Source organism: Rhodococcus tibetensis, from assembly GCF_024438035.1.
GTDB lineage: Bacteria > Actinomycetota > Actinomycetes > Mycobacteriales > Mycobacteriaceae > Rhodococcus_F > Rhodococcus_F tibetensis.
In genome coordinates this window covers 124,659-148,025 of sequence record NZ_JANFQF010000002.1, presented here as the reverse complement: position 1 = coordinate 148,025, position 23,367 = coordinate 124,659, and the positions used below count along the sequence as shown (strand labels likewise).

Genomic DNA, 23,367 nt, shown 5'->3' with positions numbered 1-23,367 from the left:
GTTCTGGGCCAAGACCGCTCGCCGTGTCTGAACTGTGACATGCGAAAGAACGCATAGAGCGTGGTTGGGGGCGTGCGGAAGTCACCGCACGCCCCCAACCACGAGGTATTACACCATCTGAAGTTTTTTGGACTTCAGTGGTCAGCCGAGGCTGAAGGGCTGTCCCCACAGGGTGACAGTGCCGTCGACCGAGTCGGTCGAGACGGAAACCTTCGCGTAGGAACGAGCCTGCGCATAACCGGCGCAACCGGACACACCGAACGTCTCGTCCGCGTAGGTGAACCCACCGCTGTTGCCCTTGAACTTGAAGCTGCTCTTGTGCGCCTCGGCGCCATAGTCATCGGTGTACTCGATGTCGAGGATCGGCACGTTCTTCGCCTCACCGGGAGCGATGGAGAGACCGCCACCGACATTCGTTCCACCCTGATCAACTGCCGGGGTCCCACCGTTACCCAAGTGATCCCACGTGTTGACGTCGTCATCACTCGCCACCTCGCCGCCGGCCTCGCCGCCGAAGTCGAGTTGGCACGCCACGATGTAACCGGCATCGATGGTGCCACCCTTGGCGGTGCCACCGTTGATCGACACATCGATCGTGCCCGAAGCCCACACGTTGCGGTGCAACGGAGTCGAACCCATCGACGGGCTGATGTTCGCGCTGTTACCGGTCTGACGCACGGTCACCACAGTGCCGTCGAGCAGCGTCTGCGTGATCTCGCCGTCCTGCAACGGAACGAAGGTATCGGCATTGGCCGCACCGGTGGAAAGGAGGCCGATCGCGACGGTGGCCGCGGCGACCACGCCGGCAGCCTTGGCGCCGGAGCGCAGGGTCTTGCTGTTCATGGTTCCCCTCTAGGGTTACTGATCGCTTACGCGAGAGTCGTGAATGGAATCGATCGGGAGCGGCAATCAGCCGATGCTGAACGGCTGCCCGTAGAGGGTCGTCTTGACGTAGTGGTTACCCGGAACCTCCACCACGGTGTACGCCCGAGCCTGTGCGTATCCACCGCAACCCTGAACCTCGATCTGCTGATCGCGGTACTGAATCGCCGACACACCCGGCTTCAGGTCTTCCTTCGTCCTGATCTTCGCGAACTTCACCTCGCCCGGAGCGACAGGCAGACTCAGCGCGCCACTCGCGCTCGGCCCGGACAGCGACATGCTGCCACTGATTCCAGCCTCGAGACCGGTGATGTCGAGCTGGCAACCCACGATGTAACCCGTGGTCAGCGTCGCACCCTCCTCGGGAATCTCCCCACCGAGCTCGGCGAACACATCACCCGACACCCACGCGACACGGCCCGCACCATTAGCGGCCAGCGACGGAGAAACCAAAGCACTCTCCGCATTACGGGCGACCTTCGCGCTCACACCACCGGCGTTCACGACCTTCTCACCACCCGGCAGCGGCACAAAGGTGTCCGCATTCGCAGCACCCGTCGACATCAGGCCGAGCACAACAGCCGCAGCGGCACCCAGGCCGGCAACGCGGGCTCCACGGCGCAGACCGGTCTTTCGGTTCTCGCTCATTCGTTCCCCTCATCAGGATTCTTGCTGGTTCCCAGTCACGACCTTCGAGACTGAGGAGTGGTCCATGTCGGGCCCAGGGCAGTATTCAGAGCCGTCATGACCACGGAGTGAATTCCGGGTTATCACAACCTGATTACCGCACTGAAGTCGAAATCACTGACCGAGCATCAGAGTTTCGACTGGGCAACGGCACATCGACCCTGCCCTCCATCTCCAGTACTGACTCGCCGAGGACAGTAACCGGGGGGTGGTTGCTTAAGCAATTAATTCCTCACGAAACGGAATCGTGATGTATGACACATCGCAAAACGTGTCCAAGGTGTGGGATTTCAGCGAGAATTCGGACCTCGGGCCGCTTCGCTGACCAGCGCATTCATGCGACGTTCACGTGAAGTTCGGTAACGTTTACACCTGGTTCATGAGTTGGAAGAATGTCTGTTCTGCCCGAAAAAAACCGTCTGTGTCGCAGAAAAATGCGGGCCGGGCCACGGGCCGCCCACCGTCCTCCTCTGGATACAAAAACTCCGGCTGATTCCAAGGGCAGAAGGCAGATCACGATTGCCTTACGGTGGCCTCTTCTGAAGGTAACTATCCGTGATGGGGAGGTTTCTGGCTGCGCAGCCACTCGTCGGAATCACTGCCCCGCTCACCCCGGCCCGAGGCGTCGTCGGGCTCGCGTTCGTCGGCTGTGGTGTCGGGAAGCACTTCCCCGAAGATGCGTGCGAGCCGGGCCCTGTCGATCGGGGCCCGGCTCGGTGCAGTGTTCTCGGTCGGCTCGTCGTCCGACGGATCGGAAGTGGAGATGGCTCAGCCTTCCAGACCGGACAACTCGGAGATGACGTGCGATGCAAGCGGTGTGAGGGTAGCCATCCCGTCGCGCACCGCGGCGCGTGAGGACGCCAGATTGACCACGAGCGTGCTCCCCGACACACCCGCGAGGCCGCGCGACAAACCGGCGTCGAGGGAGCCGGCTGCGAGGCCGGAGGTGCGCAGTGCCTCCGATATTCCGGGAATCTCCCGGTCGAGGACCTCTGCGGTGACGTCGGGTGCGACATCGCGCGGCGAGACGCCCGTACCGCCCACGGAGACGACGAGGTCGACGCCGCCGATGACGGCGGTGTTGAGGGCGTTACGAATCTCGACCTCGTCCGCTGCCACCGCGACAATGGCGTCGACGATGAATCCGGCCTCGTTGAGCAACTCCGTGACCAGCGGACCGATGGAGTCCTTGCCGTCACCGTGAGCAGTGCGGTCGTCGACGATTACCACCAGCGCGCGGCCGGCCAGCGAGGCTTCGATATCCATGGTCCCTACCGTAGTGGCCCCGTTCAATACGGACTCGACCTGCCCGAGAATCCCCGTGTTCATCATCGGCCACCCTGTTCTGCGGTTCCCAACGTGACGTCGACGGTCTTGGTGTTCGACCCGTTTCCGTCCGAATATGTGATGGACACTGTGTCTCCTGGTGCGTGTGAGCGGATGGCAGCGATGAGGGCGTCACCGCTGGTGATGACGCGGTCGTCGACCTTGGTGATCACCGACCCCTTCGGAATTCCCGCCTTCTCGGCCGGGCTACCCGGCGTCACCTCGACGACGGTGGCGCCGTTGGCTGCATCCTGCGACGGAACCTGGATGCCGATGATGGCCTGGGTGGCCTTGCCGGTCTTGACCAACTCGTCGGCGATGCGGCGAGCCTGATCGACGGGGATCGCGAATCCGAGACCGATGGAGCCGCTCTGCTCACCCGCCCCGGATCCGCCGATACTTGCGATCGCCGTGTTGATACCGATCAACTGCCCGTCCATGTTGACGAGAGCGCCGCCCGAATTGCCGGGGTTGATCGCCGCGTCCGTCTGCAGGGCGTCGATGACGGTGTTCTGGTTGCCCGCTTCACCGGAGGTCGACACCGGACGGTTGAGGGCGGAGATGATGCCCTCGGTGACCGTACCGGCCAGCCCGAGGGGAGAACCGATCGCGACCACCTGCTGGCCCACCTGGACGTTGCCGGAGGTTCCCAGCTCGATGGGCGTCAGATCCGTCTTGCCCGACGCCCTGATGACGGCCAGGTCGGAGACGGGATCGGCGCCGACCAGGGTTGCATCCGCGGTGCTGCCATCCGAGAAGGCGACCGTCAGTTTGCCCCCTTTCGCCGCTGCGCCGGCGACGTGATTGTTGGTGAGAATGAGACCGTCGGAGGACAACACGATCCCCGACCCTTCCCCACCGGAACCCCCTGCAGTCGCAACCTCGATCTGGACGACACTGGGAACCACCTTGTTCGCCACGGCCTGCACGGAGCCTGCCGGGGCATTGGCTGCGGGGGTCGCGGTGTTGTTCTTCGGAGCGTCGAGGGAGTTGGTGACTGCGGCCCCGCTGCCGTCCCGGTCGGTGGCGAGCGAACCGACGACGCCACCGATGCCGCCGCTCACCAACGCCAGTGCGACAGCTCCGACGACGATTGCCGTTCGAGCGGGACGCTTGGTGGTCGTCGCCATAGTTCCCGGACCAGGCTGCCCGGGCCCGTACTGACCGGAGAAGGACCCCTGGGGTCCTCCGTGCTGAGCTGAAGCGTGCTGGGGGCCCGCGCCCTGCTGGGGCTGCCCGAACTGCTGTGTGGACTGATGCGGAACGCCGTACGGGGCGCCCTGGGGGTAGCCCGCCGACCCATAGGCCTGCGGTCCCGGACCCACGGAGCCGTGCGGTGTGGCCCGGAACTGCTCGGTCGGCTGGTAGCCCGGAGCCGACCGGGGCGCCGCCGACTGGTCCGGGTGGGCTCCCTGGTTACCGGCGTCGCGACTGTTGCTGTCGGAACTGTTTCGATCTTCGGTCATCGCATCACTTCCATCTCCCGCGGCCGCCCGCAGGGGCAGCCGCACCGTCTCTGGGTACGAGAGTGCCCGGTGGGACTGAGAAGGTCCTGAGACCGGCCTTTGAGTTTGCCCAACCCTTCTCCCGAGACTATTCCGACTCCGGTTCGCCGGGAAGGACGATGCGGATGAGTGCACCGCCCCGCTCGGAGATGTCCACGGCAATCGTGCCTCCGTGTTTGACGACCACCTGCCGCACGATCGCCAGCCCCAGTCCCGAACCGGGCATCGAGCGCGACGCCATGGATCGGTAGAAGCGGTCGAACACCAGCTCGCGGTCTTCCTCGGGGATGCCGGGTCCGGCGTCGTCGACCGTCAGCTCGAGCAAGCCCTCACCGGCAGGTTTCATCATCACACGCACCTGCTCACCGGTGGGACTCCACTTTGCCGCGTTGTCGAGCACGTTCAACACTGCCCGCGACAACCCGGCGTGGTCGCCGTAGACGAACCAGGGAACGGTGACGGCGGTGAAGTCGATTTCGTTGCGGCGGCGGCGCGCTCGTTCGAGGCAACGTTCCACCACCTCACTGAGATCGACGCGCTCGAACACCGTCTCGGGTGCATCCTCACGGGCGAGATCGACGAGATCGCCCACCAGCGTCGACAACTCCTCGATTTGCGCCACCACGTCGGTGCGCAGTTCGGCCATGTCCTCGTCCGGAATGTGCGGGGCGCCGGGCCGACTCGATGCGATGAGCAATTCCATGTTGGTCCGCAACGAGGTGAGCGGTGTCCGCAGTTCGTGACCGGCGTCCGCCACCAACCGGCTCTGGCGCTCGCGTGATTCGGCCAGTGCCCGCAGCATCGTGTTGAAACTTTCGGTCAACCGGGCGAGTTCATCGTTACCCGTCACCGGCATGGGTGTCAGGTCATCGGTGCGCGCCACCCTCTCGGTGGCCGCGGTGAGCCGTGCGATGGGCCGGAGCCCGGTGCGCCCCACCGTCGTTCCTGCGACCGCCGCGAGAACGACACCGCACCCGCCGACCACGAACAGCACCCACGCCAGCCGGTCGAGAACCGCGCCGGTCGGTGCGAGCCGCTGGGCGATCACCAACGTGCTGCCGTCCTGGGTGCGCTCGGCCAGCACACGCTGGTTCCCGGCGGTGCGCAGCGACGTGTCCTGCTCACCGCGGGCCACCGCCAATTCGGGCTCCCCGATGGGAACACTCGATCCTGGAGGCGTGTACGTGTCGAGGTCCGGAAAGATCAGCGCCACACTGATGTCAGTCGTGTACAAGGTCGCGCCCGCGATGTAGCGCGGGTCGAACGTCACCAGATTGCTGTCGATCAGCGCCGACACCCGAGTGCGCAGCTGATTGTCGACATCCGCGTAGAGCGCCCGGGACACCACCGCGTACGCGGCGATAGCCATCACCGCCACCGCGATTGCCACCACCGACGCGGCGAGGAGCGTGACACGCCAGCGCAGCGACACCGACCGCGTCAACGGCATCGGGGGCCGCATCTCCGGCGGCAGCGGAATCGGCCCGGTGGGATGCCTGCCGGGGTGCTGCTCGTGCCCGGGCAACCCCGGCTTGTCGGCGGTTCGGTGGAACGGCACTGCCATCACGGAGGAGTCTCCCGCAGTACGTAGCCGACGCCCCGGACGGTATGCAGCAAGCGCGGCTCACCATCCGCCTCCGTCTTGCGGCGCAGATACCCGACATAGACCTCGAGGGCATTGCCCGACGTCGGGAAGTCGTAGCCCCACACCTCCTCCAGGATGCGACCACGGGTGAGCACCCGGCGCGGGTTGGCCATCAACATCTCCAGCAGCGAGAACTCGGTACGGGTGAGGCTGATGGACCGCTCGCCGCGCGTCACCTCCCGGGTGACGGGGTCGAGGGTGAGGTCCTCGAAGGTCATCTTCTCCGAGTCGATGCCCGGCTCGGGGGCCGCCCGGCGCAGCAGAGCACGCAGCCGGGCGAGCAATTCCTCGAGGGCGAACGGTTTGGGAAGGTAGTCGTCGGCTCCCGCATCGAGTCCGGAGACCCGCTCCGACACGGAGTCGCGAGCGGTGAGGACCAGGATCGGCAAGTCGTCACCGGTGCTGCGCAGACGCCGGCACACTTCGAGGCCGTCGAGACGCGGCATCATGACGTCGAGCACCAGCGCATCCGGCCGCGCGGCCGCCACCTTCTCGAGCGCATCGACACCGTCGACGGCCAGTTCCACCGAGTACCCGTTGAAGCTCAGGGATCTCCGCAAGGACTCCCTCACGGCCCGATCGTCGTCGACCACCAGAATGCGCATACCCGACAGTTTGACCCGGTCGACTGAGTAATGGCTGAGAAGGGTCGCTGGAGGAGGCGGACGTGGTCACTCGACGATGCGCGGCCCCGGCAGACTCCACTTCCGCCAGAGCGCCACGAGGCGGAGAACCGAAGCCAGCGCCGTGCCCGCTCCCAGGGCGGCGTTGGGGCCGGAGCCGAGTTCGCTCGACACGACCACCAGCGCCGACCCCAGCAGGGCGGGCACAGCGTAGAGATCCTTGTGGAGCAGCAACGGAACTTCGTTCACCAGCACGTCGCGCAATACACCCCCGCCGATGGCGGCCGTACCACCGATCAGGCACGACGCCAGCGGACTCGCTCCGTATTCGAGCGAGATCACCGCACCCGTACTCGCGAACAAGCCCATTCCCACGGCGTCGAGGACGAGGATCTCGCGGCGCAGCCGGCCGAGCGCCGAGTGCAGGAAGAACACCAGCAACGACGTGCCGAGGGCAGTGCCGAAGTTGGGCCAGCTCCCCAGCGAGGTGGGCGGGTGGATGTCCAGCAGGAGGTCGCGGACGATGCCGCCACCGATACCGGTGAAGACGCCGACCACGCACACCCCGAAGACGTCGAGCCGCTTCGTCACGCCCACCAGGGCGCCCGACGCCGCGAACGCCGCTATGCCCACCAGTTCGAGGATGTAGAGCAACACCCGCCAAGGTTCGCACGGCGACCGTCATTTCCCCGGCCGGGTCCGACCTACTTGTCAGCCGGGTCCAGCAATCCCAGCTTCACGGCCTTCACCAGACGGCGCGGCACGCGGTGGGTGGTCCCGCCGACGGTCACCTCCACCAGGTCGGGCGCTTGGGCCTTCCACTGTGACCTTCGGCTGCGCGTGTTGGACCGCGACATTCTGCGTTTCGGTACTGCCATGTTCTGTCTCCTCCTTCGTCGTCGACCCGTGTGCTCACGGGCGCTTGCGCACTCCATATCGGCGTTCGAATTTCTCGACGCGGCCCGCGGTGTCCATCACACGCTGCGCGCCGGTCCAGAACGGATGCGACTCACTGGTCACGTCCACCACCACCAGCGGATAGGTGTTTCCGTCCGCCCACAGGACGGTGCGGTCGCTCGTCACCGTCGACCGCGTGAGAAACGTGGTTCCGGTGCTCGCGTCCTGGAAGACCACGGGGTGGTAGTCGGGATGGATATGGGGTTTCATTCGTGTCCCTCTCTCGAGCTGTCGGGTTCTGCGTACGGTGATTCGCTGCTCTCGCAGGGGTCTTCGTGGAACTGGCCGAACGGATCGGGCCACGACTCCCACGCGGCCTCGTCGGCGAGTTCGTCGTCGGTGACCAGCGCCCACTGGAGCGTGCGGTCGATGTCGCTGGGGTCGGCCGCATGCACCAGGACCACCATCGAGCTGTGCCGGTCGCCGAACTTCTCGTCCCAGCACAGTGCGGCCATAGCTCGCCGCGCCGTAGGAAGTTGGTCTTGTTCCGCCGGCGTCATCGCGGCCAGCCATCGGTCCGCGCTCGCCACCCGCAGCCCGCCACCGGCAGATTCGAGCCACAGCGCCTCGTCCGGCTGCGTCGCCACCCACACCCGGCCGCGTGCGGTCACCACACCGTCGAGCAGGACGTCGATGGCCTCGTGCAATCGCTCCGGATGGAACGGCCGGCCGGCGGTGAACTCGACGATCATGACTCCGCAGTCGTGTGAGAGCGGAGGCTGCCCGCGCAGCAGGGGCGAGTGGGCGTGGGTGAGCTCGCCCCGCCGCGCCCCCGACGGGATCTCCAGGAGTAATCGCTCGACGTCGAGTGTGTCGACGTCCCACGCGATCGGTGCGCCGGGAGCGAGCCGCGCGAGGACGGCGTGGAGCCTGGCCTGCTGCCAGCCGTCACCCGCGCTGCCCGACACCACCAGTGCGTCGGCGAAATCGACCTGCCCGACGGCTACCTGCGCGACCGTCCGGTCGTCGTCCAGGGCCTCGTCGCCGGTCGCATCGTCCAGCCACGACTGCGCGTCGATGCATGTGATCACCGCCTCGACGCGCACGTCGCGGGATGCTGTTCCGTCCAGCTGGCCCACCACCCCGGACACCACCACGTGCTCGATCGCCCAGCACACGGCCTCCGGTTCGAGCCGGCGGTCGAGGTGCAACACGATGCGCTGCACCGAGCTGCGTGCATGCAGTCGACGTAATAACGGGAGAAGGTCTTCCCGCAGAGTGCAGGAGATACAGCCGTGCGCAAGTTCGAGAATCCCGACACGGGTGCGCTCCTGTCCCGACTCCACCGTGGTGACCGTGCGCCGTACCACTCCTTCGTGCACCAGGTCGAGGTCGTGATGCACGACCACGGTGCCGTCGCGGAGCAGCGACCGCGCGAGGTTGTCGGTGGGACCGCTCCATCCGGATACCAGGACGAGCGGTGTCCGGTGAATCTCACTCACGAGCACCCTTTCGATAACGATTGTCATTACTTGCCGAGAACGCTACATTGGAATTCAGCTGTTGTCGAAAATGATTGTCATCACCTTGCTGACCGGTAGACGCCTGGATGCGGGAGGAGACAGAGAGGAATGCCCATGTCGGCACACTGCCAAGTGACCGGACGCCGGCCAGGATTCGGCAAATCCGTATCGCACTCCCACAAGCGCACCAATCGGCGCTGGGATCCGAACATCCAGAAGAAGACGTACCTCCTGCCCAGCGAGGGGCGGCGGATCACCCTCACCGTCTCCGCCAAGGGGATCAAGACGATCGACCGGGACGGGATCGAGGCCGTGGTGGCCAAGATCCGGGCGCGCGGAGAGAAGGTCTGATGGCGCGTAACGAGATTCGTCCGATCGTGAAGCTGAAGTCGACGGCGGGCACGGGATACACGTACGTGACCAGGAAGAACCGCCGAAACGACCCGGACCGACTGGTGATGAAGAAGTACGACCCCGTAGTCCGACGCCACGTCGATTTCCGAGAAGAAAAGTAGAAGACAACCCTGATGGCGAAGAAGTCGAAGATCGCAAAGAACGAACAGCGCAAGATCATCGTTGCGCGCTACGCCGAGCGGCGCGCCGAACTGAAAGAGGTCATCCGTCGCCCGTCGAGCAGCGAAGACGAGCGCGCACAGGCGCAGACGGCACTGCAGCGTCTGCCCCGGGACTCGAGTCCGGTACGATTGCGCAATCGAGACGCTGCGGATGGACGTCCGCGCGGTCACCTGAGGAAGTTCGGGCTCTCTCGCGTGCGTGTTCGCGAGATGGCGCACCGCGGGGAGCTGCCAGGCGTGCACAAGTCGAGCTGGTAAAGGAAGAAGATGGCAGTCAAGAGAGCACCGTCGAAGAAGCCGCGTCCCGTCGAGGGGCGCAAGCCGAAGAAGAACCCGTTGTTCGCGGCGAAGATCGAGTACGTCGATTACAAGGACATCAACCTTCTCCGCACGTTCATCTCCGACCGCGGCAAGATCCGTAGCCGCCGCGTGACGGGCCTGACCCCGCAGCAGCAGCGTCAGGTTGCCGTCGCGGTCAAAAACGCCCGCGAGATGGCCCTGCTGCCCTTCACCAGCCGGTAGCAGCTTCTTCACAGACACCCGAAGGCCGCGTAGTCCACGGACTACGCGGCCTTCGGCGTATTCCGAGCGGAGCTAGCCGAGCATCGCCTGCATCTCGGCAATTTCCCGCTGCTGGGCGCTGACGATGCCGGTGGCGAGTTGCTTGGCATCGGGATTCTCGCCCTCCGCAAGTTCGGTGTCGGCCATCTCGACGGCACCCTCATGGTGCTCGATCATCATCGTCAGCCACATCCGGTCGAACTCGGGCCCCGACATGCCCATCAAGGTGGACATGTCGTCTTCGGACATCATTCCGTCGCCCGACCCGTGGTCCATCCCTTCGTGACCGGTGGACGTCGGAGCGGTGTCACCCGCCTGAGCGAGCAACCCGGTGATCTGATCCATCTCCGGTGCCTGAGCGGCCTCGATCCGCTGGGCGAGCGCCAGCAGTTCGGCGTTGTCGGTGCGGCCGTCGACCATCTCGGCCATCTGCACCGCCTGCGCATGATGCGGATGCATACCGCGCAGGAACGTGACGTCGGCGGCATTGAACTGAACTTCGGCTCCGCTACCGGCCTCGGCCGAGGTCGACAGGGAGTGGGACGTCGACGAGGCGCCCGAACTGCTCGGGTCGGACGAGTCGGTGCCGCAGCCGGCGAGGACAAGCGCGGCGCCGGTCGCCGCGGCAATGAAAGCTGCATAGGTGGTACGCATGGGAAACTCCTCATGGACAGGCTTCGGGAAAGTGGCAGCAAAATCCGCCGGAGCCCTGAGCTCCGGACTCCCCGTCACACCCGCAGTATCGACAGCTGCGCCAACGACAACACGGTCCACGCCGGTGGTCCACGTCCGGACTGCACCCGGTCGACGCTCACCCGCGACGTCGGCGACGGCGCCTCGGTACCGACCACGCAAGGCACCGTCGCACGCGTGAGCGCCGGTGCCACGACGACGACGCCGGCGCAGTGATGTCCGTTGGGGTGCGACTGTTCGCACTCGTTTCCCGCGCAGTCGTGGCCGTGGCTCATGCCGGGGTCGTGTGAGACGGCCACGGCATGCAACGAACCGTCATGAGCCGGAGCTGAAGCGGCGGTGAAACTGTGCATCACAAGGACCGCAGCCGCCGTGACCAGCAACGCAATGCGTGCGGTGGGCACACGCCTACGTTTCGCCGCCGGGGTCATGACTTCCACTGTAGCGGCGCATACCCTTTAGGGGTATGTCGGTGACGCCGAACCTTCTGGTCGCACTCGCATGAGTCAGAGCGACGACAGGATGTCGAGTCCCTGCTGCTCGAGGCCACCGATGGTGTTGGTGAGGATGACCAATCCGCGCTCGCCGCGCCGATCGAGAACCACGGTGCACTGGAACCCGCCCGTCGCCCCGCCGTGGACGGTGTAGTCGCGACCCTCGAACGGCGCCACCGACCACGTCAGTGCCCGGTAGTTGTCGCCGACCCACCGCTCGTCCATCGCGGTGCTGCCCGGCACGGTGCCGTCGAGAAGCTGCCGTACGTAGTCGGCCATATCCGCCACCGTCGACCGGAGCCCGCCCGCCGGGGCGTAGGCGTCGAGCGGCCACGGGTCCTGCGACCTGTGCAGGACGTCGAATCCGCGCGTGACGTCCGGGGGCAGGTCTGCGGCGGTCAACGGCAACCAGGTATCCGACAGCCCGAGCGGCTCGAGCATCCGTTCGCGCAGGAGCGACGGATAGTCGGTTCCGGTGGCCGCGGCCAATGCCTGACCGAGCAACGCAAACCCGACCGTCGAATACGCGTAGGTTCCGCGGCTGGTGAGCGGTGCCGACCGCAGCTGTTGCAGCAGCGCCTCCCGGTCGTACGTGAAGGGGTTGGTGGCGACCGCCCAGTGGCCCACCGCCACAACGGCATCGGTGGTCATCGGGAACTGCGACAGTCCCGAGGTGTGCGAAGCCAATTCGAGGAGTGCCACATCGGCAACGGGCGCGCCCTGCAACGGCAGCAACTCTCCGACGGTGGTGTCCTCCCGCACCTCACCGCGCGCCACCGCGTCGACGAACAGTTGCGCGGTGAATGTCTTGGTGAGGGAACCGATCTCGTACTCCGTGTCGTCGGCAGCGCCGAAGTGGGCGAACCGGGTTCCGGACCCGTCCACGTACGCGACACCGGCGTTCTCGCGATAGCTGCGGCCCAGAACCTGCCCGGCGAGCGACACCAAGTATGGGTCCCCGCTCGACGGGGGCGCCAGTGCGGGCGTCGCCGGTGCCGTCACCGCCGTGAGAACGCAGGCGCAGAACAGCGCGCACAGAATGGTCGTCCGACGCAGCATCGCAACTCCTCGGGCACGCCCGAACACACGCGCATGTACTGTTCCCCGCTCGAGGGTATTGTCACCCACCGAAACTGCGCCCACTAGACTTCGGACGGTTTGCCGACAGGAGGCTCACCGGTCGAGGAGGTGCCCCGCAGCGTGTCGGGAGTAGTTGCGGGATTCACGGTCATTTTCGTGATCATCGCGATCGGTTACATTCTCGGCCGGCGTGGAACGCTCGGGTCGGAGGGCGAATCCGTCCTGGGCAGGCTGGTGTTCTTCGTCGCGACGCCGGCACTGCTGTTCGATTCGCTTGCATCGTCCGACCTTTCCGTGATCTTTTCGCCGACGCTCGCCGTGGCTGCTGCGACTGCTTTGACGGTCGGCGCACTGTACATGGGAGTAGCGAGGGTGTGGCTGCGCAGGTCGCTCCCGGAACTGACGATCGGGGCGTTGTCGGCGTCGTACGTCAACTCCGCGAATCTGGGCATCCCGATTTCGGTGTTCGTGCTCGGTGACGCCTCCTTCGTGGCCCCACTGCTGCTCTTCCAGATCATCGTGTATTCGCCGATCGCGTTGACCATCCTCGACATCACCACGTTGCGCCGTGGCGCGTCGCGACTCGAGACCGTGACCGCACCGTTCAAGAATCCGATCGTTGTGGCGGGCGCCGCGGGGCTGGCGCTCGCCCTCGTCGACTGGACGCCGCCCGAAGCCGTGATGCAACCCTTCCGGCTCATCGGCGGCGCCTCGGTACCGGGTGCCCTGCTGGCCTTCGGCATCTCGTTGTACGGTGTGCGCGTCCTCGAGAAGGGGACGAGTCCCCGCCGAGACGTGGCGCTGGCTTCGGTTCTCAAGATCGGCGTGCAACCCGTCCTGGCGTACCTGATGGCGCGGCACCTACTCGGCCTCGAGGGGCATGAACTGTTCGCGATCGTGGTGGTGTCCACCCTGCCGACGGCGCAGAACGTCTTCGTCTACGCCAGCCGGTACCGGTGTGGAACGGTACTGGCGCGAGACACTGCCTTTGTCACCACCCTGGCCGCGATTCCCGCGATTGCGCTGGTCTCCGGGTTGCTCGCGTGACGGGGTTACCGTGGCTTATGCGCGTAATCGCCCTCGCAGTGCTGGCCTGCCTCGCCGTCGCCGGATGCGGATCCACCTCGGGCACCGATGAACCGACAATTCCCCCGGAGATCGCATCCGCCGTCGACCCGAGTCCCACCAATCCGTCGGGGATGCCCCTTCCCAGCGAGGTACCCGGCGAGAAGTTCGGCACCGTCTTCACCGCCCGGCCCGACATCGTCCGAGCCCATCCGACCCCATTCGAGTCGTGGTCCCGGGCCGACGGCAACAAGGTCGCGATTCATTTCGTCACCGGAACCCCGGAATGCTACGGCGCCGATGCGACAGTCACCGAGACGGACACCACCGTCACCATCTCCCTGCGTACCGGGACGCTGCCGGAGTCGGCCGACAAGATGTGCATCCTCGTAGCAGTGTTCGGCACGCTCGAGGTGCCTTTGCAGGCGCCGCTCGGCGATCGTCGGGTGATCAACGGGTGAGCCGGTGAAACACTGGTTCCTCAACGTCTGCATCGCCACCGCACTCCTGCAAGCCGTCTATCACGCCGTCCGCGTTCTCGTCTCGTACCGTGTCCTCGCACTCGGCGGAGACGCCGTCACCATCGGGGTCGTGACGGCACTGTTCTCACTGGCGCCCCTTCTCGTTGCGGTCCGCATCGGGCGCGCGGTCGACCAGCAGCACGCGGCCGCGGTCCTGCGTACCGGCGTTGCGCTCACGACACTCGGTGTCGTGGTGATCGCGCTCAGCAACGACCTGATCGTGCTGGGTCTGGGCAACGTGGTCCTCGGATTCGGCCAGATCCTCGTCACCGTAGCCGGGCAGGGATTCATCACCTTGCTCTCGAAACCGGGCGACCTGGACAAGGGTTTCGCGGGCCTGACCCTCGGCGTGTCGGTCGGTCAGGCGGTCGGCGTGCCCGTTGTGGGTCTGATTGCCGCCCACAGCTCCGACGGCGGTCCTGTGCAGACCACTCTCGCGCTGGCGCTCATGGCGGCGGTATCCCTGACGTCGATCCCCTTCGCGTGGCCGATCCGCGAGCGTCCGCAGTCGAGGAAACCGAGCGCCAAGGACCAGCAGCAATCCGTCTCGAGCATGATCTCGACGCCCGGTATGCGACCCGCAGTGTTCAGCAGCCTGATCGTCCTCGCCTCGGTCGATGTGGTCGTGGCCTATCTGCCCGTACTGGGACAACAACTCGGATTCAGCGTCCTCCTGGTGTCGTTGCTGCTCACCGCGCGCACCGCGGCATCGATCGTGTCGCGCGCGTTTCTGCCGTGGCTGCTCACCTGGGCCCCGCGGCAGCGACTGCTCGTCTCCGCCACCCTGTGTTCGGCGCTGCCCACAACGCTCCTGCCCTTCGTCCGCAATCCGTGGTGGATGGCGTCCCTGCTGGTGGTAGCCGGATTCTTCTGGGGAATCGGTCAACCGCTGACGATGACGTGGGTGACCGGCCTCGTCACCGCTCCCAATCGGGCGGCCGCGTTGTCGCTGCGCCTGACCGGCAACCGACTGGGCCAGGTCCTCATCCCGTTGGCTGCCGGCGCCACTGCCGGTGTCGCAGGAACGGCGTCGATCTTCGTGATCACCGGTGGTCTCCTGGGCACGGCGGCCGTCTCCACCTGGCGAGCCGTGCGCAGTGAGTGACAGCTCTGGCTGACAACGACGTTACGGGCGCCTAAATGTCGCGGCGGTCGGTGTGCGACGCTCCACTTCGTCGGATGTGGCGTGCGTCTCTCGTCGGCAGACTTGTCCCCAGTCACGCGTTCGTCAGATCAGGGGTCAGGAGCCACACGATGAGCTATACCGGTGTCATTGCGAGCACGACCGACACACCTCCTCCACAGCAGGACGAGCACGCCGTGTCGAGCGCGGTGCAGGCATCCGGTGGCACAACCCCGCGGCTACGTTTCCTCGATTCCTCAGACGCCGGGTCGGAGCGTGCGGCCGTCATGGTCTGGCCGCAGGGCACTCCGCTGCTCGCGGAGCTCGTTGCCCTGTTCGCCGACCTCGGGCTGCAGGTGGCCTCCCACGAGCAGCTTCCACCCGCTGACTCCGGCACGCCGGTGGTCCACCGATTCGGCTTCCGCACCGACGACTCCGATTGGGACACTGCGACTCCCGGGCTGGTGTCCGCCGCGTTCGAGGCTGCCGCCGCCGGACATCTGGAAGTGGACGGATTTACCCGCCTCATTTCGGCGGCCACCGTGACCTGGTCCGACGCCGTCCTGATGCGGGCGGCCTGCCGTTATCTCCGCCAGGTCGGACTCGGGTTGTCGGAGCCGAACATCGTGGCGATCCTGCTGCGTCACAGGGAGTTCTCGCGGGGTTTCCGCGCATTGTTCGCGGCTCGTTTCGATCCTGCGCGCCCCGATCGAGACACCGCCGTCGCGGCTGCGGAGAAGATTCTTCTCAGCGCCATCGAGAAGACCGCGACGTTGGACGAGGACCGCCTGTTGCGGGGCTTGTGGTCCTTCACTTGGGCTGTTCTGCGCACCAACTGGTTTCGGCACGACCGCATGTCGGGGAACGGCACGGCGTCGGTGGCGTTCAAGATCGATCCCTCGCTGCTGTCGCTGTCCGCTTCCGTCACCCCGTACCGCGAGATCTTCGTGCACTCTCGGATCGTCGAAGGCAGTCATGTGCGCAGCGGGCCGGTCTCCCGAGGTGGCCTGCGCTGGTCGGACCGCAAGGACGACTTCCGCACGGAGGTGCTGGGACTGATGAAGACGCAGCACGTGAAGAATTCGCTGATCGTCCCGATGGGGGCGAAGGGTGCTTTCGTCGTACGCACCGATCCGACTCCGGATGCAGTGCGGGAGGCGTATACGAACTTCATCGAAGGGCTGCTCGACGTCACCGACGACATCGTCGACGGCGCGGTGGTTCACCCCCGCGACACGGTGATCTATGACGGTGACGACGCGTATCTGGTGGTGGCAGCCGACAAGGGCACGGCGCGGTTCTCCGACCTCGCCAACAGCATTGCGACGCGGCGCGGCTTCTGGCTGGGCGACGCCTTCGCCTCCGGAGGTTCGGCGGGTTACGACCACAAGGCGATGGGAATCACCGCCCGCGGCGGATGGGTGTCTGTGCGTCGGCATTTCGCCGAGATGGGTAAGAACGTCGACACCGACGCGTTCACCGTGGTGGGGATCGGCGACATGTCCGGGGACGTCTTCGGCAACGGCATGCTGCTCAGTCGCGCGATCCGCCTCGTCGGCGCCTTCGATCACCGGCACATTTTCCTCGATCCGGATCCGGATTCCGAGGCGTCCTATCGCGAGCGCGAACGCCTGGCCGCAGTGCCGGGAAGTAGTTGGGACGACTACGACCGCAACCTCGTGTCCGCCGGTGGTGGGGTGTGGCCCCGGACAGCCAAGAAGATTCCGTTGTCTCCCCAGGTGCGGGAGCGCCTCGGAGTCACCGAAACCGACCTGCCTCCGCACGAGGTCGTGAAGGCCCTGCTCACCGCCGAGGTCGACCTGTTGTGGAACGGCGGAATCGGAACCTACGTCAAGGCGTCCGCCGAGGGCCAAGCCGACGCTGCCGACCCGGCCAACGACTCCGTCCGCGTCGATGCCGACATGCTGCGCACCGCGGTGGTCGGTGAGGGCGGAAACCTCGGGTTCACCCAGCGTGCCCGGATCGAGTACGCACTGAAGGGCGGTCGAATCAACGCCGACTTCATCGACAACGCCACCGGTGTCGCCACCTCCGACCGTGAAGTGAATCTGAAGATCGCGGTGGACGCGGCAGTTGCGGCGGGAGAACTGCCCGCCGGCGAACGGAACACTCTCCTGGCGCGGGTTCAGAACGAGATTGCCGAGTCGGTGCTGGCCGACGCCGCCGCCCAGACCCTCGCGATCAGCCTGGCCGAAGTGCATGCGCCCTTTCTGCTCGGACGCCATGAACGGCTGATCGAAAATCTCGAACGGGACGCCGGGCTCAGTCGATCCGCCGAGGTACTACCGACTTCAGCAGAATTGACGGCGCGGCACCGCGCCGGGCAAGGACTCGTCCGCCCCGAAATCGCCGTCCTGCTCGCGCAATCCAAGAATCTGGTCGTCACGGAACTTCTCGCCTCACCCGTCCTCGACGACGCGGTGTTCGAGGGCGTTCTGGCGGACTACTTTCCCGCACCGATCCGGAAGCGAGTGCCGCAGCAGATCAGCGGTCACCGGCTGGCACGGGAGATCGTCGCAGTGATCGTGGCGGGCGACATGATCGACCGTGTCGGACCGGGACTGATCCATCGCTTGGAGGAACGCGTCGGTGTCGGCACCGCCGACATCACGAGCGCATACGCGGTGGTGCGGCAGGTGTTCGACATCGATCGCCTGTGGCACGAGGTGCTCGCCCTGCGGGGTGCCTCCCATCGCACGAGGCTGACTCTGCATGTCGGCATTCAGGACCTGATCGAGCACACCACGTCGTGGCTCCTGCGGCACCGCACCGCAGGCAGCGACGCTCGCGCGTTGATCGAGCGATTCGCCGGTCCCGTCCGGGAACTGGCAACCGCGCTCCCCCGGCTCACCGGTGCGCCTGCGCAGGATCTGAGCACGCTGCGCATCCTCGCGCAGGGGTTCGCACTCGAGGACACTGCCCGCACACTCGGGTCGCCGATCACCCAGGTGGCCGAAACCTACCGGGAATTCGGTAGAGTCGTCGGACTCGACTGGCTGTCGGAACGGTTCTCGGTCGGTGAGACCGGGACCGCCTTCTGGGAGACGATGGCGGCGGCCGTCCTCGTCGACAACCTGCAGGAGCACTGGCACGCACTGATCGGCTCGGTTCTGCGCGACGCATCCCCCGACACATCCGCGGCGGACGCCGTCGCCGCTTGGCTCGACCGGCACACGACGGCAGCGGAACGGCTGTCACAGATGCTCGGTGAGCTACGCAGTCGCGATCGGGTGGACAATTCGAGTATCTGCGTAATAGTCGCCGAGCTGACTCTCGCACTGAACCGCTGCCGATGACGCCTACCCCCGTTCCCCCAAACGTCACCACCGATCGAAGGAGTTCGAAAGTGCCCACTCTCCAGCGAGATGTCGCCATCGTCGGTGCCGGCCCGTCCGGGCTGGCCGCTGCCACCGCACTGCGTAAGGCCGGCCTGTCCGTCGCAGTCCTCGAGGCGCGGGACCGCGTCGGAGGACGCACGTGGACCGACACGATCGACGGCGCCACGCTCGAGATCGGCGGCCAGTGGGTCTCGCCCGATCAGACAGCGCTGATCTCACTTCTGGGCGAACTCGGCCTCGAGACGTTCGACCGCTACCGCGAGGGCGAATCCGTCTACATCTCGGCCGCCGGGGAACGCACCCGCTACACCGGCGAATCGTTCCCCGTCGACGAGACGACGCGGAAGGAGATGGACCGCCTGATCTCCATTCTCGACGACCTCGCCGCTCGGGTCGGCGCCGAGGAGCCGTGGGCGCACCCACTTGCCCGCGAGCTCGACACCATCTCGTTCAAGCACTGGCTGATCGAGCAGTCGGACGACGCCGAGGCCCGCGACAACATCGGCCTGTTCATCGCCGGCGGCATGCTCACCAAGCCCGCGCACTCGTTCTCTGCGCTGCAGGCCGTCCTGATGGCCGCCTCCGCCGGATCGTTCTCGCACCTCGTCGACGAGGACTTCATCCTCGACAAGCGCGTTATCGGTGGCATGCAGCAGGTGTCGATCCGGATGGCCGCTGCGCTCGGGGACGACGTGTTCCTGAACGCACCCGTGCGCACCGTGCAATGGAGCCAGCAGGGTGCCGTCGTCCTGGCCGACGGCGGCATCCGCGTGGAAGCGTCGCGGGTCGTGCTCGCAGTGCCACCCAACCTGTACTCCCGGATCTCCTACGATCCGCCGCTGCCGCGCCGCCAGCACCAGATGCATCAGCACCAGTCACTCGGACTGGTCATCAAGGTGCACGCCGTGTACGAGACGCCGTTCTGGCGCGAGGACGGCCTGTCCGGCACCGGTTTCGGGGCCTCGGAGATCGTGCAGGAGGTGTATGACAACACCAATCACAAGGACACCCGGGGCACCCTTGTCGCGTTCGTGTCGGACGAGAAGGCAGACGCGATGTTCGAATTGAGCGAGGAGGATCGTCGCGCCACCATTCTCGACTCGCTCGCCCGCTACCTCGGGCCGAAGGCAGCCCAGCCGGCGGTGTACTACGAATCCGACTGGGGCTCCGAAGAATGGACCCGGGGCGCCTACGCCGCGAGCTTCGACCTCGGTGGCCTGCATCGGTACGGAAAGGACACGCGGACCCCGGTGGGACCGCTGCACTTCTCCTGCTCGGACATCGCGGCCGAGGGCTACCAGCACGTGGATGGCGCCGTGCGGATGGGTCAGCGCACCGCCCGGGACATTCTCGCTCGCCTCGGCAAGTAGTCTCCCGCGATCATTGCCCGGTAGTCGTCACGACTGCCGGGCAATGATCGCAAGCAGTAGTTCGGCGCGCACCCGCGCCACGTCCAGCCTGCAGTCGATCAGAGCTTCGATCCGCGCCATCCGGCTGCGCAGAGTGTGCCGGTGCACGCCCATCGCGGCGGCCGCCGACTCCCAGTGCCCGTTGGCCTCGAGGAATGCCCGCAACGATCCCAATAGTTCCGTGCCGTTCGCGCGGTCGTAGTCGTCGATGGGCGCAATCATCGTGTCCGCCAGCGAGTTGAGCACCTCGCGGGTCGCGCTGAACGTGAGCAGGGCACTGCCGGTGAGCGCCGCGAACTCCAGTGGTTCGGCGCCCGCTTCGGCAGCCGAGGCGGCGAGTTGTGACTGCTCGATCGCGGCCACCACACCGGCCAACGCCCGGCGCCCACTCAACCCGGCACGGACCGCTTTTCGCTCAGTCGAGGACAGGCCCCTCAGCATCGACCGGACCGAGTCCACATCGTCAGTTCCGCGGAGAAGTACCGTGACCCGGGCATCCTGGCAACGCGAGAAGAGCTGCCTTCCAGCCTTGTTCATCGCCGCAGCCACCGCTGACTCCACCCGCTGCGCGAGTTCCACCGTCTCGGCTACCACCGTCAGGCCTCGCACCATCCCGTCGGCGTCCGCCGCCTGCCGAATTTGATCCCACGCCGGATCCAGGTCGCGATCTTCGGTGAGCAGCAGACCGAGCGCATGCGAATTGAGCAGATTTTGTGCGGTCCGCAGGCGAGCGGGTTTCTCGAAGTCCAACGCCAACAGGGAGTTGGCGTGGCCCAGCAGAATCTGATCGACATGGCTGAGCGCCGTCGGGCTGATCACCGCGAGATGACCGTGCGGAGTGCTCCCGACACTGATCTGCTGGACGGTAATCGAGGCCCCCGACCGCGCCAGCGACACGCTGCTCGACGCTCCCCCCGTTCCGGCCGCCAGCACGTCCCGCAACTCGGTCAGTACCTCCTCGTCCGGTCGCGCCGGATGGTGTTCGAGCACCCGGCCGGACAGATCGAGGAGCAGCACGGTGGCCGAGGTAGCCACCGCAAGTTCACGGACCGTGGCGCCGGTACCACCCGAGATGACGGCGCGCGTCATCCGCGGCTGGGCGCGGGACGCCCGCAGCACCGACTCGTATTCTTGTTCGGCGAGACGGCTCATGACCCGCTTGACGACGGCGGCGAACGGTGTCGGCAACGGCACCTCCAGCAGCGGGAGACCGAGGTCGTCGGCGACGGCCACCAGGTCGTCCGGCACCTCCGGATGCGAAAGTCCGGTGCCGAATCCGACGGCCGCTACCCCCACGTCAGCCAGCCCGCGTAGATACCGCGCCCGGTCGGCTGCTGTCAGGGGCAGTCGCAGCCCGGTGGTGAGCAGCAGTTCCCCGCCGGAGAGCCACCGGAACGGATCGGACAATTCGGTGGTAATGGCGAAAGTAATCTCGTTGCCGAGACCCGCGGTTCCACCCCGAAGTTCGAGAGCGAGATCCGGCTGGGACAACATCCAGCGGACGGGAACGGTCATGTCGGGCTCCTGCGCGTTGCGGTCTGGTGGGTGCCACCCTGACGCGTCGATCCCGACAGCGTCGCTAGACAGATCGGCCAGATGATCCCGAGCGTCGACTCCATTCTGTCAGAGGTCTCGCGTCGGTGACCTGTACGGACACCCAAGCACCACATCGACGAATTTCGTTCCTTTGAGGTCGTGCGCCCGAACCCGCGTCCCCGCAACCGTACGAATCCGATTCGCTGAGCCTCTGCTCCCCTTCGGGCGGAGGCTGGACAAGTCGGCGCGCCCTGCGCCTATGTTTTCACCATTTCGTCAGCTGCCCTGTCCTTGTGAGGCAGCGCACACTGACTACCAGATGCTTGACGGACCCCGATGGACGTGTGTCGGCGGCCCGTTCGACCCCAGGAGAGGAACCGTACGGATGTCCATCGACGTACTTCAGAACTACATCAACGGTGAGTTCGTCGCCTCGTCGGCGACGGAGACCCTCGACTTGATCAATCCGGTAGACGAGGGCGTCGTCGGCCGTGCGCCGGTGTCCACCAAGGCCGATGTGGACGCTGCCGTCGAGGCGGCGGAACGCGCCTTCGTGTCCTGGGGGAAGACCACCCCGAGCGTGCGCCAGACGGCGTTGCTGAAGCTGGCCGACGCGATCGAGGCGCACAGCGACGAACTGGTCGAGGCGGAGTGCCGCAACACCGGCCAGCCCAAGCAGGTCATTGCCGACGAGGAGATCAAGGTCGGGGCAGATCAGCTCCGGTTCTTCGCAGGCGCAGCCCGCATGCTCGAGGGCAAGGCCGCCGGGGAGTACATGGAGGGCTTCACCTCCTATGTGCGCCGGGAACCGATCGGTGTCGTCGGCCAGGTGACTCCGTGGAACTACCCGTTCATGATGGCGCTGTGGAAGATCGGACCCGCACTGGCGGCCGGGAACACCATCGTCCTCAAGCCCAGCGACACCACCCCGAACAGCACCCTGGTTCTCGCCCGGTTGACCAATGGCATCCTGCCCGACGGAGTATTCAACGTGGTGCTGGGCAACGGGGAGACCGGTGCGACTCTCGTGGAGAACCCCGCGCTCGGACTCGTGTCGATCACCGGTTCCGTGCGCGCCGGAATCGCGGTGGCCGTCTCCGCCGCCCGGCAGCTCAAGCGCGCACACCTCGAACTGGGCGGCAAGGCACCTGCCATCGTGTTCGATGACGTCGACATCGAGAAGACCGCCGGCGGAATCGCCGAAGCGGCGTTCTTCAACGGCGGCCAGGACTGCACCGCAGCCACCCGTGTCCTCGTCCACGAGTCGATCCACGACCAGCTCGTCGACGCGCTGGTCCGCAAGGCCGAGACGCTGAAGCCGGGACTGCCGGACGACCCGGACACGTTCTACGGTCCGCTCAACAACATCAACCACTTCAACGCCGTCAACGCGAAGATTGCGAATCTTCCCGCCTCCGCCAAGATCGCCACCGGCGGCAAGCGCGCTGGGGAGCGGGGCTTCTTCTTCGAGCCCACCGTCATCACCGGCGTCGACCAGCGCGACGACATCGTGCAGGAGGAGACGTTCGGACCCATCCTCACCGTGCAGAGCTTCTCGGACGAGAAGGAAGCCATCACCCTGGCCAACGACGTCCGGTACGGTCTGGCGTCGAGCGTGTGGACCCAGGACCACGGTGTGACCCAGCGTCTTTCGGCCGCACTCGACTTCGGCGCCGTGTGGATCAACTGCCACATCCCGCTCGTCGCCGAGATGCCGCACGGCGGATTCAAGTACTCCGGCTACGGCAAGGACCTCTCCGGCTACGGCGTCGAGGACTACACCCGCATCAAGCACGTCATGAGTTCCCACGACTGACGTCGAATTCCGTTCGCCCCTTTTACCGTCACGACCCTGAGGAATTC

The 23,367-nt window shown here is 66.0% G+C and carries 25 protein-coding genes; 10 read left to right on the top strand and 15 right to left on the bottom strand.

Annotation, left to right across the window (positions count from 1 at the left end):
* Positions 1-141: 141 nt before the first annotated feature.
* From NOF53_RS03380 to mrf, 11 genes are all read right to left on the bottom strand, one after another.
* Entirely contained in the window at positions 142-843 is a 702-nt protein-coding gene (locus tag NOF53_RS03380; protein WP_255965558.1) for an MspA family porin, read from the bottom strand.
* 66 nt (positions 844-909) lie between these two features.
* Positions 910-1,530, bottom strand: a complete 621-nt coding sequence (locus NOF53_RS03375; protein ID WP_255965557.1) for an MspA family porin — start codon at positions 1,528-1,530, stop codon at positions 910-912.
* A 588-nt stretch (positions 1,531-2,118) separates the two neighbouring features.
* On the bottom strand, positions 2,119-2,334 hold the full coding sequence (locus NOF53_RS27860; RefSeq protein WP_374212562.1) for a hypothetical protein: 216 nt from the start codon (positions 2,332-2,334) through the stop codon (positions 2,119-2,121).
* Positions 2,335-2,337: 3 nt separating this feature from the next.
* Positions 2,338-2,898 (bottom strand): MogA/MoaB family molybdenum cofactor biosynthesis protein, encoded by a 561-nt coding sequence (locus NOF53_RS03370; RefSeq protein WP_255965556.1) that lies wholly within the window; start codon positions 2,896-2,898, stop codon positions 2,338-2,340.
* Positions 2,898-4,361, bottom strand: a complete 1,464-nt coding sequence (locus tag NOF53_RS03365) for a trypsin-like peptidase domain-containing protein (RefSeq protein ID WP_255965555.1) — start codon at positions 4,359-4,361, stop codon at positions 2,898-2,900. Before NOF53_RS03365 ends, NOF53_RS03370 begins: the two co-directional genes overlap by 1 nt.
* Positions 4,362-4,488: 127 nt before the next feature.
* The gene (locus NOF53_RS03360) at positions 4,489-5,964 is read right to left on the bottom strand and encodes a sensor histidine kinase (RefSeq protein WP_255965554.1); all 1,476 of its coding nucleotides are present in this window, start codon (positions 5,962-5,964) and stop codon (positions 4,489-4,491) included.
* Entirely contained in the window at positions 5,964-6,650 is a 687-nt protein-coding gene (locus tag NOF53_RS03355) for a response regulator transcription factor (RefSeq protein ID WP_255965553.1), read from the bottom strand. Before NOF53_RS03355 ends, NOF53_RS03360 begins: the two co-directional genes overlap by 1 nt.
* 66 nt (positions 6,651-6,716) lie before the next feature.
* A complete protein-coding gene (locus NOF53_RS03350) occupies positions 6,717-7,325 on the bottom strand; it encodes a trimeric intracellular cation channel family protein (protein ID WP_255965552.1) in 609 nt (202 codons plus the stop codon).
* A 47-nt stretch (positions 7,326-7,372) separates the two neighbouring features.
* Positions 7,373-7,546 carry a 50S ribosomal protein L32 gene (gene rpmF / locus NOF53_RS03345; protein WP_255965551.1) on the bottom strand — a complete coding sequence of 58 codons (174 nt, stop codon included), beginning with the start codon at positions 7,544-7,546 and terminating at the stop codon, positions 7,373-7,375.
* A 34-nt stretch (positions 7,547-7,580) separates the two neighbouring features.
* A complete protein-coding gene (locus NOF53_RS03340) occupies positions 7,581-7,835 on the bottom strand; it encodes a type B 50S ribosomal protein L31 (RefSeq protein ID WP_255965550.1) in 255 nt (84 codons plus the stop codon).
* The gene (gene mrf / locus NOF53_RS03335) at positions 7,832-9,094 is read right to left on the bottom strand and encodes a ribosome hibernation factor-recruiting GTPase MRF (protein WP_255965549.1); all 1,263 of its coding nucleotides are present in this window, start codon (positions 9,092-9,094) and stop codon (positions 7,832-7,834) included. Before mrf ends, NOF53_RS03340 begins: the two co-directional genes overlap by 4 nt.
* Before the next feature lie 108 nt (positions 9,095-9,202).
* On the opposite strand from mrf, the gene rpmB reads away from it, so the two are divergent.
* The 4 genes from rpmB to rpsR are packed head-to-tail and all read left to right on the top strand — an operon-like array spanning position 9,203 to position 10,185.
* Complete coding sequence (gene rpmB, locus NOF53_RS03330) at positions 9,203-9,439, top strand: 50S ribosomal protein L28 (protein WP_109332618.1); 237 nt, start codon at positions 9,203-9,205, stop codon at positions 9,437-9,439.
* Positions 9,439-9,603 carry a 50S ribosomal protein L33 gene (gene rpmG / locus NOF53_RS03325; protein WP_109332619.1) on the top strand — a complete coding sequence of 55 codons (165 nt, stop codon included), beginning with the start codon at positions 9,439-9,441 and terminating at the stop codon, positions 9,601-9,603. The genes rpmB and rpmG overlap by 1 nt, the downstream gene beginning before the upstream one ends.
* 12 nt (positions 9,604-9,615) lie before the next feature.
* Positions 9,616-9,921, top strand: a complete 306-nt coding sequence (rpsN, locus tag NOF53_RS03320; RefSeq protein ID WP_255965548.1) for a 30S ribosomal protein S14 — start codon at positions 9,616-9,618, stop codon at positions 9,919-9,921.
* Between the two features lie 9 nt (positions 9,922-9,930).
* On the top strand, positions 9,931-10,185 hold the full coding sequence (gene rpsR, locus NOF53_RS03315; RefSeq protein ID WP_005238639.1) for a 30S ribosomal protein S18: 255 nt from the start codon (positions 9,931-9,933) through the stop codon (positions 10,183-10,185).
* 72 nt (positions 10,186-10,257) lie between these two features.
* Here the strand turns inward: rpsR and NOF53_RS03310 are convergent, their stop codons facing one another.
* From NOF53_RS03310 to NOF53_RS03300, 3 genes are all read right to left on the bottom strand, one after another.
* Positions 10,258-10,878, bottom strand: a complete 621-nt coding sequence (locus NOF53_RS03310) for a DUF305 domain-containing protein (RefSeq protein WP_255965547.1) — start codon at positions 10,876-10,878, stop codon at positions 10,258-10,260.
* A gap of 74 nt (positions 10,879-10,952) precedes the next feature.
* On the bottom strand, positions 10,953-11,348 hold the full coding sequence (locus tag NOF53_RS03305) for a DUF6153 family protein (RefSeq protein ID WP_255965546.1): 396 nt from the start codon (positions 11,346-11,348) through the stop codon (positions 10,953-10,955).
* A gap of 75 nt (positions 11,349-11,423) precedes the next feature.
* Entirely contained in the window at positions 11,424-12,470 is a 1,047-nt protein-coding gene (locus NOF53_RS03300; protein WP_255965545.1) for a serine hydrolase domain-containing protein, read from the bottom strand.
* Positions 12,471-12,611: 141 nt separating this feature from the next.
* Here NOF53_RS03300 and NOF53_RS03295 point away from each other — a divergent pair, with 141 nt between their 5' ends.
* The 5 genes from NOF53_RS03295 (at position 12,612) to NOF53_RS03275 (ending at position 19,929) form a co-directional block, all read left to right on the top strand.
* Positions 12,612-13,538 (top strand): AEC family transporter, encoded by a 927-nt coding sequence (locus tag NOF53_RS03295; RefSeq protein WP_255965544.1) that lies wholly within the window; start codon positions 12,612-12,614, stop codon positions 13,536-13,538.
* A 17-nt stretch (positions 13,539-13,555) separates the two neighbouring features.
* Positions 13,556-14,017 carry a hypothetical protein gene (locus NOF53_RS03290; RefSeq protein ID WP_255965543.1) on the top strand — a complete coding sequence of 154 codons (462 nt, stop codon included), beginning with the start codon at positions 13,556-13,558 and terminating at the stop codon, positions 14,015-14,017.
* A gap of 4 nt (positions 14,018-14,021) precedes the next feature.
* Positions 14,022-15,182, top strand: coding sequence for an MFS transporter (locus NOF53_RS03285; protein WP_255965542.1), 1,161 nt, complete (start codon positions 14,022-14,024; stop codon positions 15,180-15,182).
* Between the two features lie 149 nt (positions 15,183-15,331).
* Positions 15,332-18,517, top strand: a complete 3,186-nt coding sequence (locus NOF53_RS03280; RefSeq protein WP_255965541.1) for an NAD-glutamate dehydrogenase domain-containing protein — start codon at positions 15,332-15,334, stop codon at positions 18,515-18,517.
* 50 nt (positions 18,518-18,567) lie between these two features.
* Complete coding sequence (locus NOF53_RS03275; protein WP_255965540.1) at positions 18,568-19,929, top strand: flavin monoamine oxidase family protein; 1,362 nt, start codon at positions 18,568-18,570, stop codon at positions 19,927-19,929.
* 27 nt (positions 19,930-19,956) lie between these two features.
* Here NOF53_RS03275 and NOF53_RS03270 read toward each other — a convergent pair whose 3' ends face one another.
* Positions 19,957-21,483, bottom strand: coding sequence for a PucR family transcriptional regulator (locus tag NOF53_RS03270; RefSeq protein ID WP_255965539.1), 1,527 nt, complete (start codon positions 21,481-21,483; stop codon positions 19,957-19,959).
* Positions 21,484-21,889: 406 nt separating this feature from the next.
* Between NOF53_RS03270 and NOF53_RS03265 the strand changes: the two genes are divergently transcribed.
* Complete coding sequence (locus NOF53_RS03265) at positions 21,890-23,320, top strand: gamma-aminobutyraldehyde dehydrogenase (protein ID WP_255965538.1); 1,431 nt, start codon at positions 21,890-21,892, stop codon at positions 23,318-23,320.
* Positions 23,321-23,367: the final 47 nt, after the last annotated feature.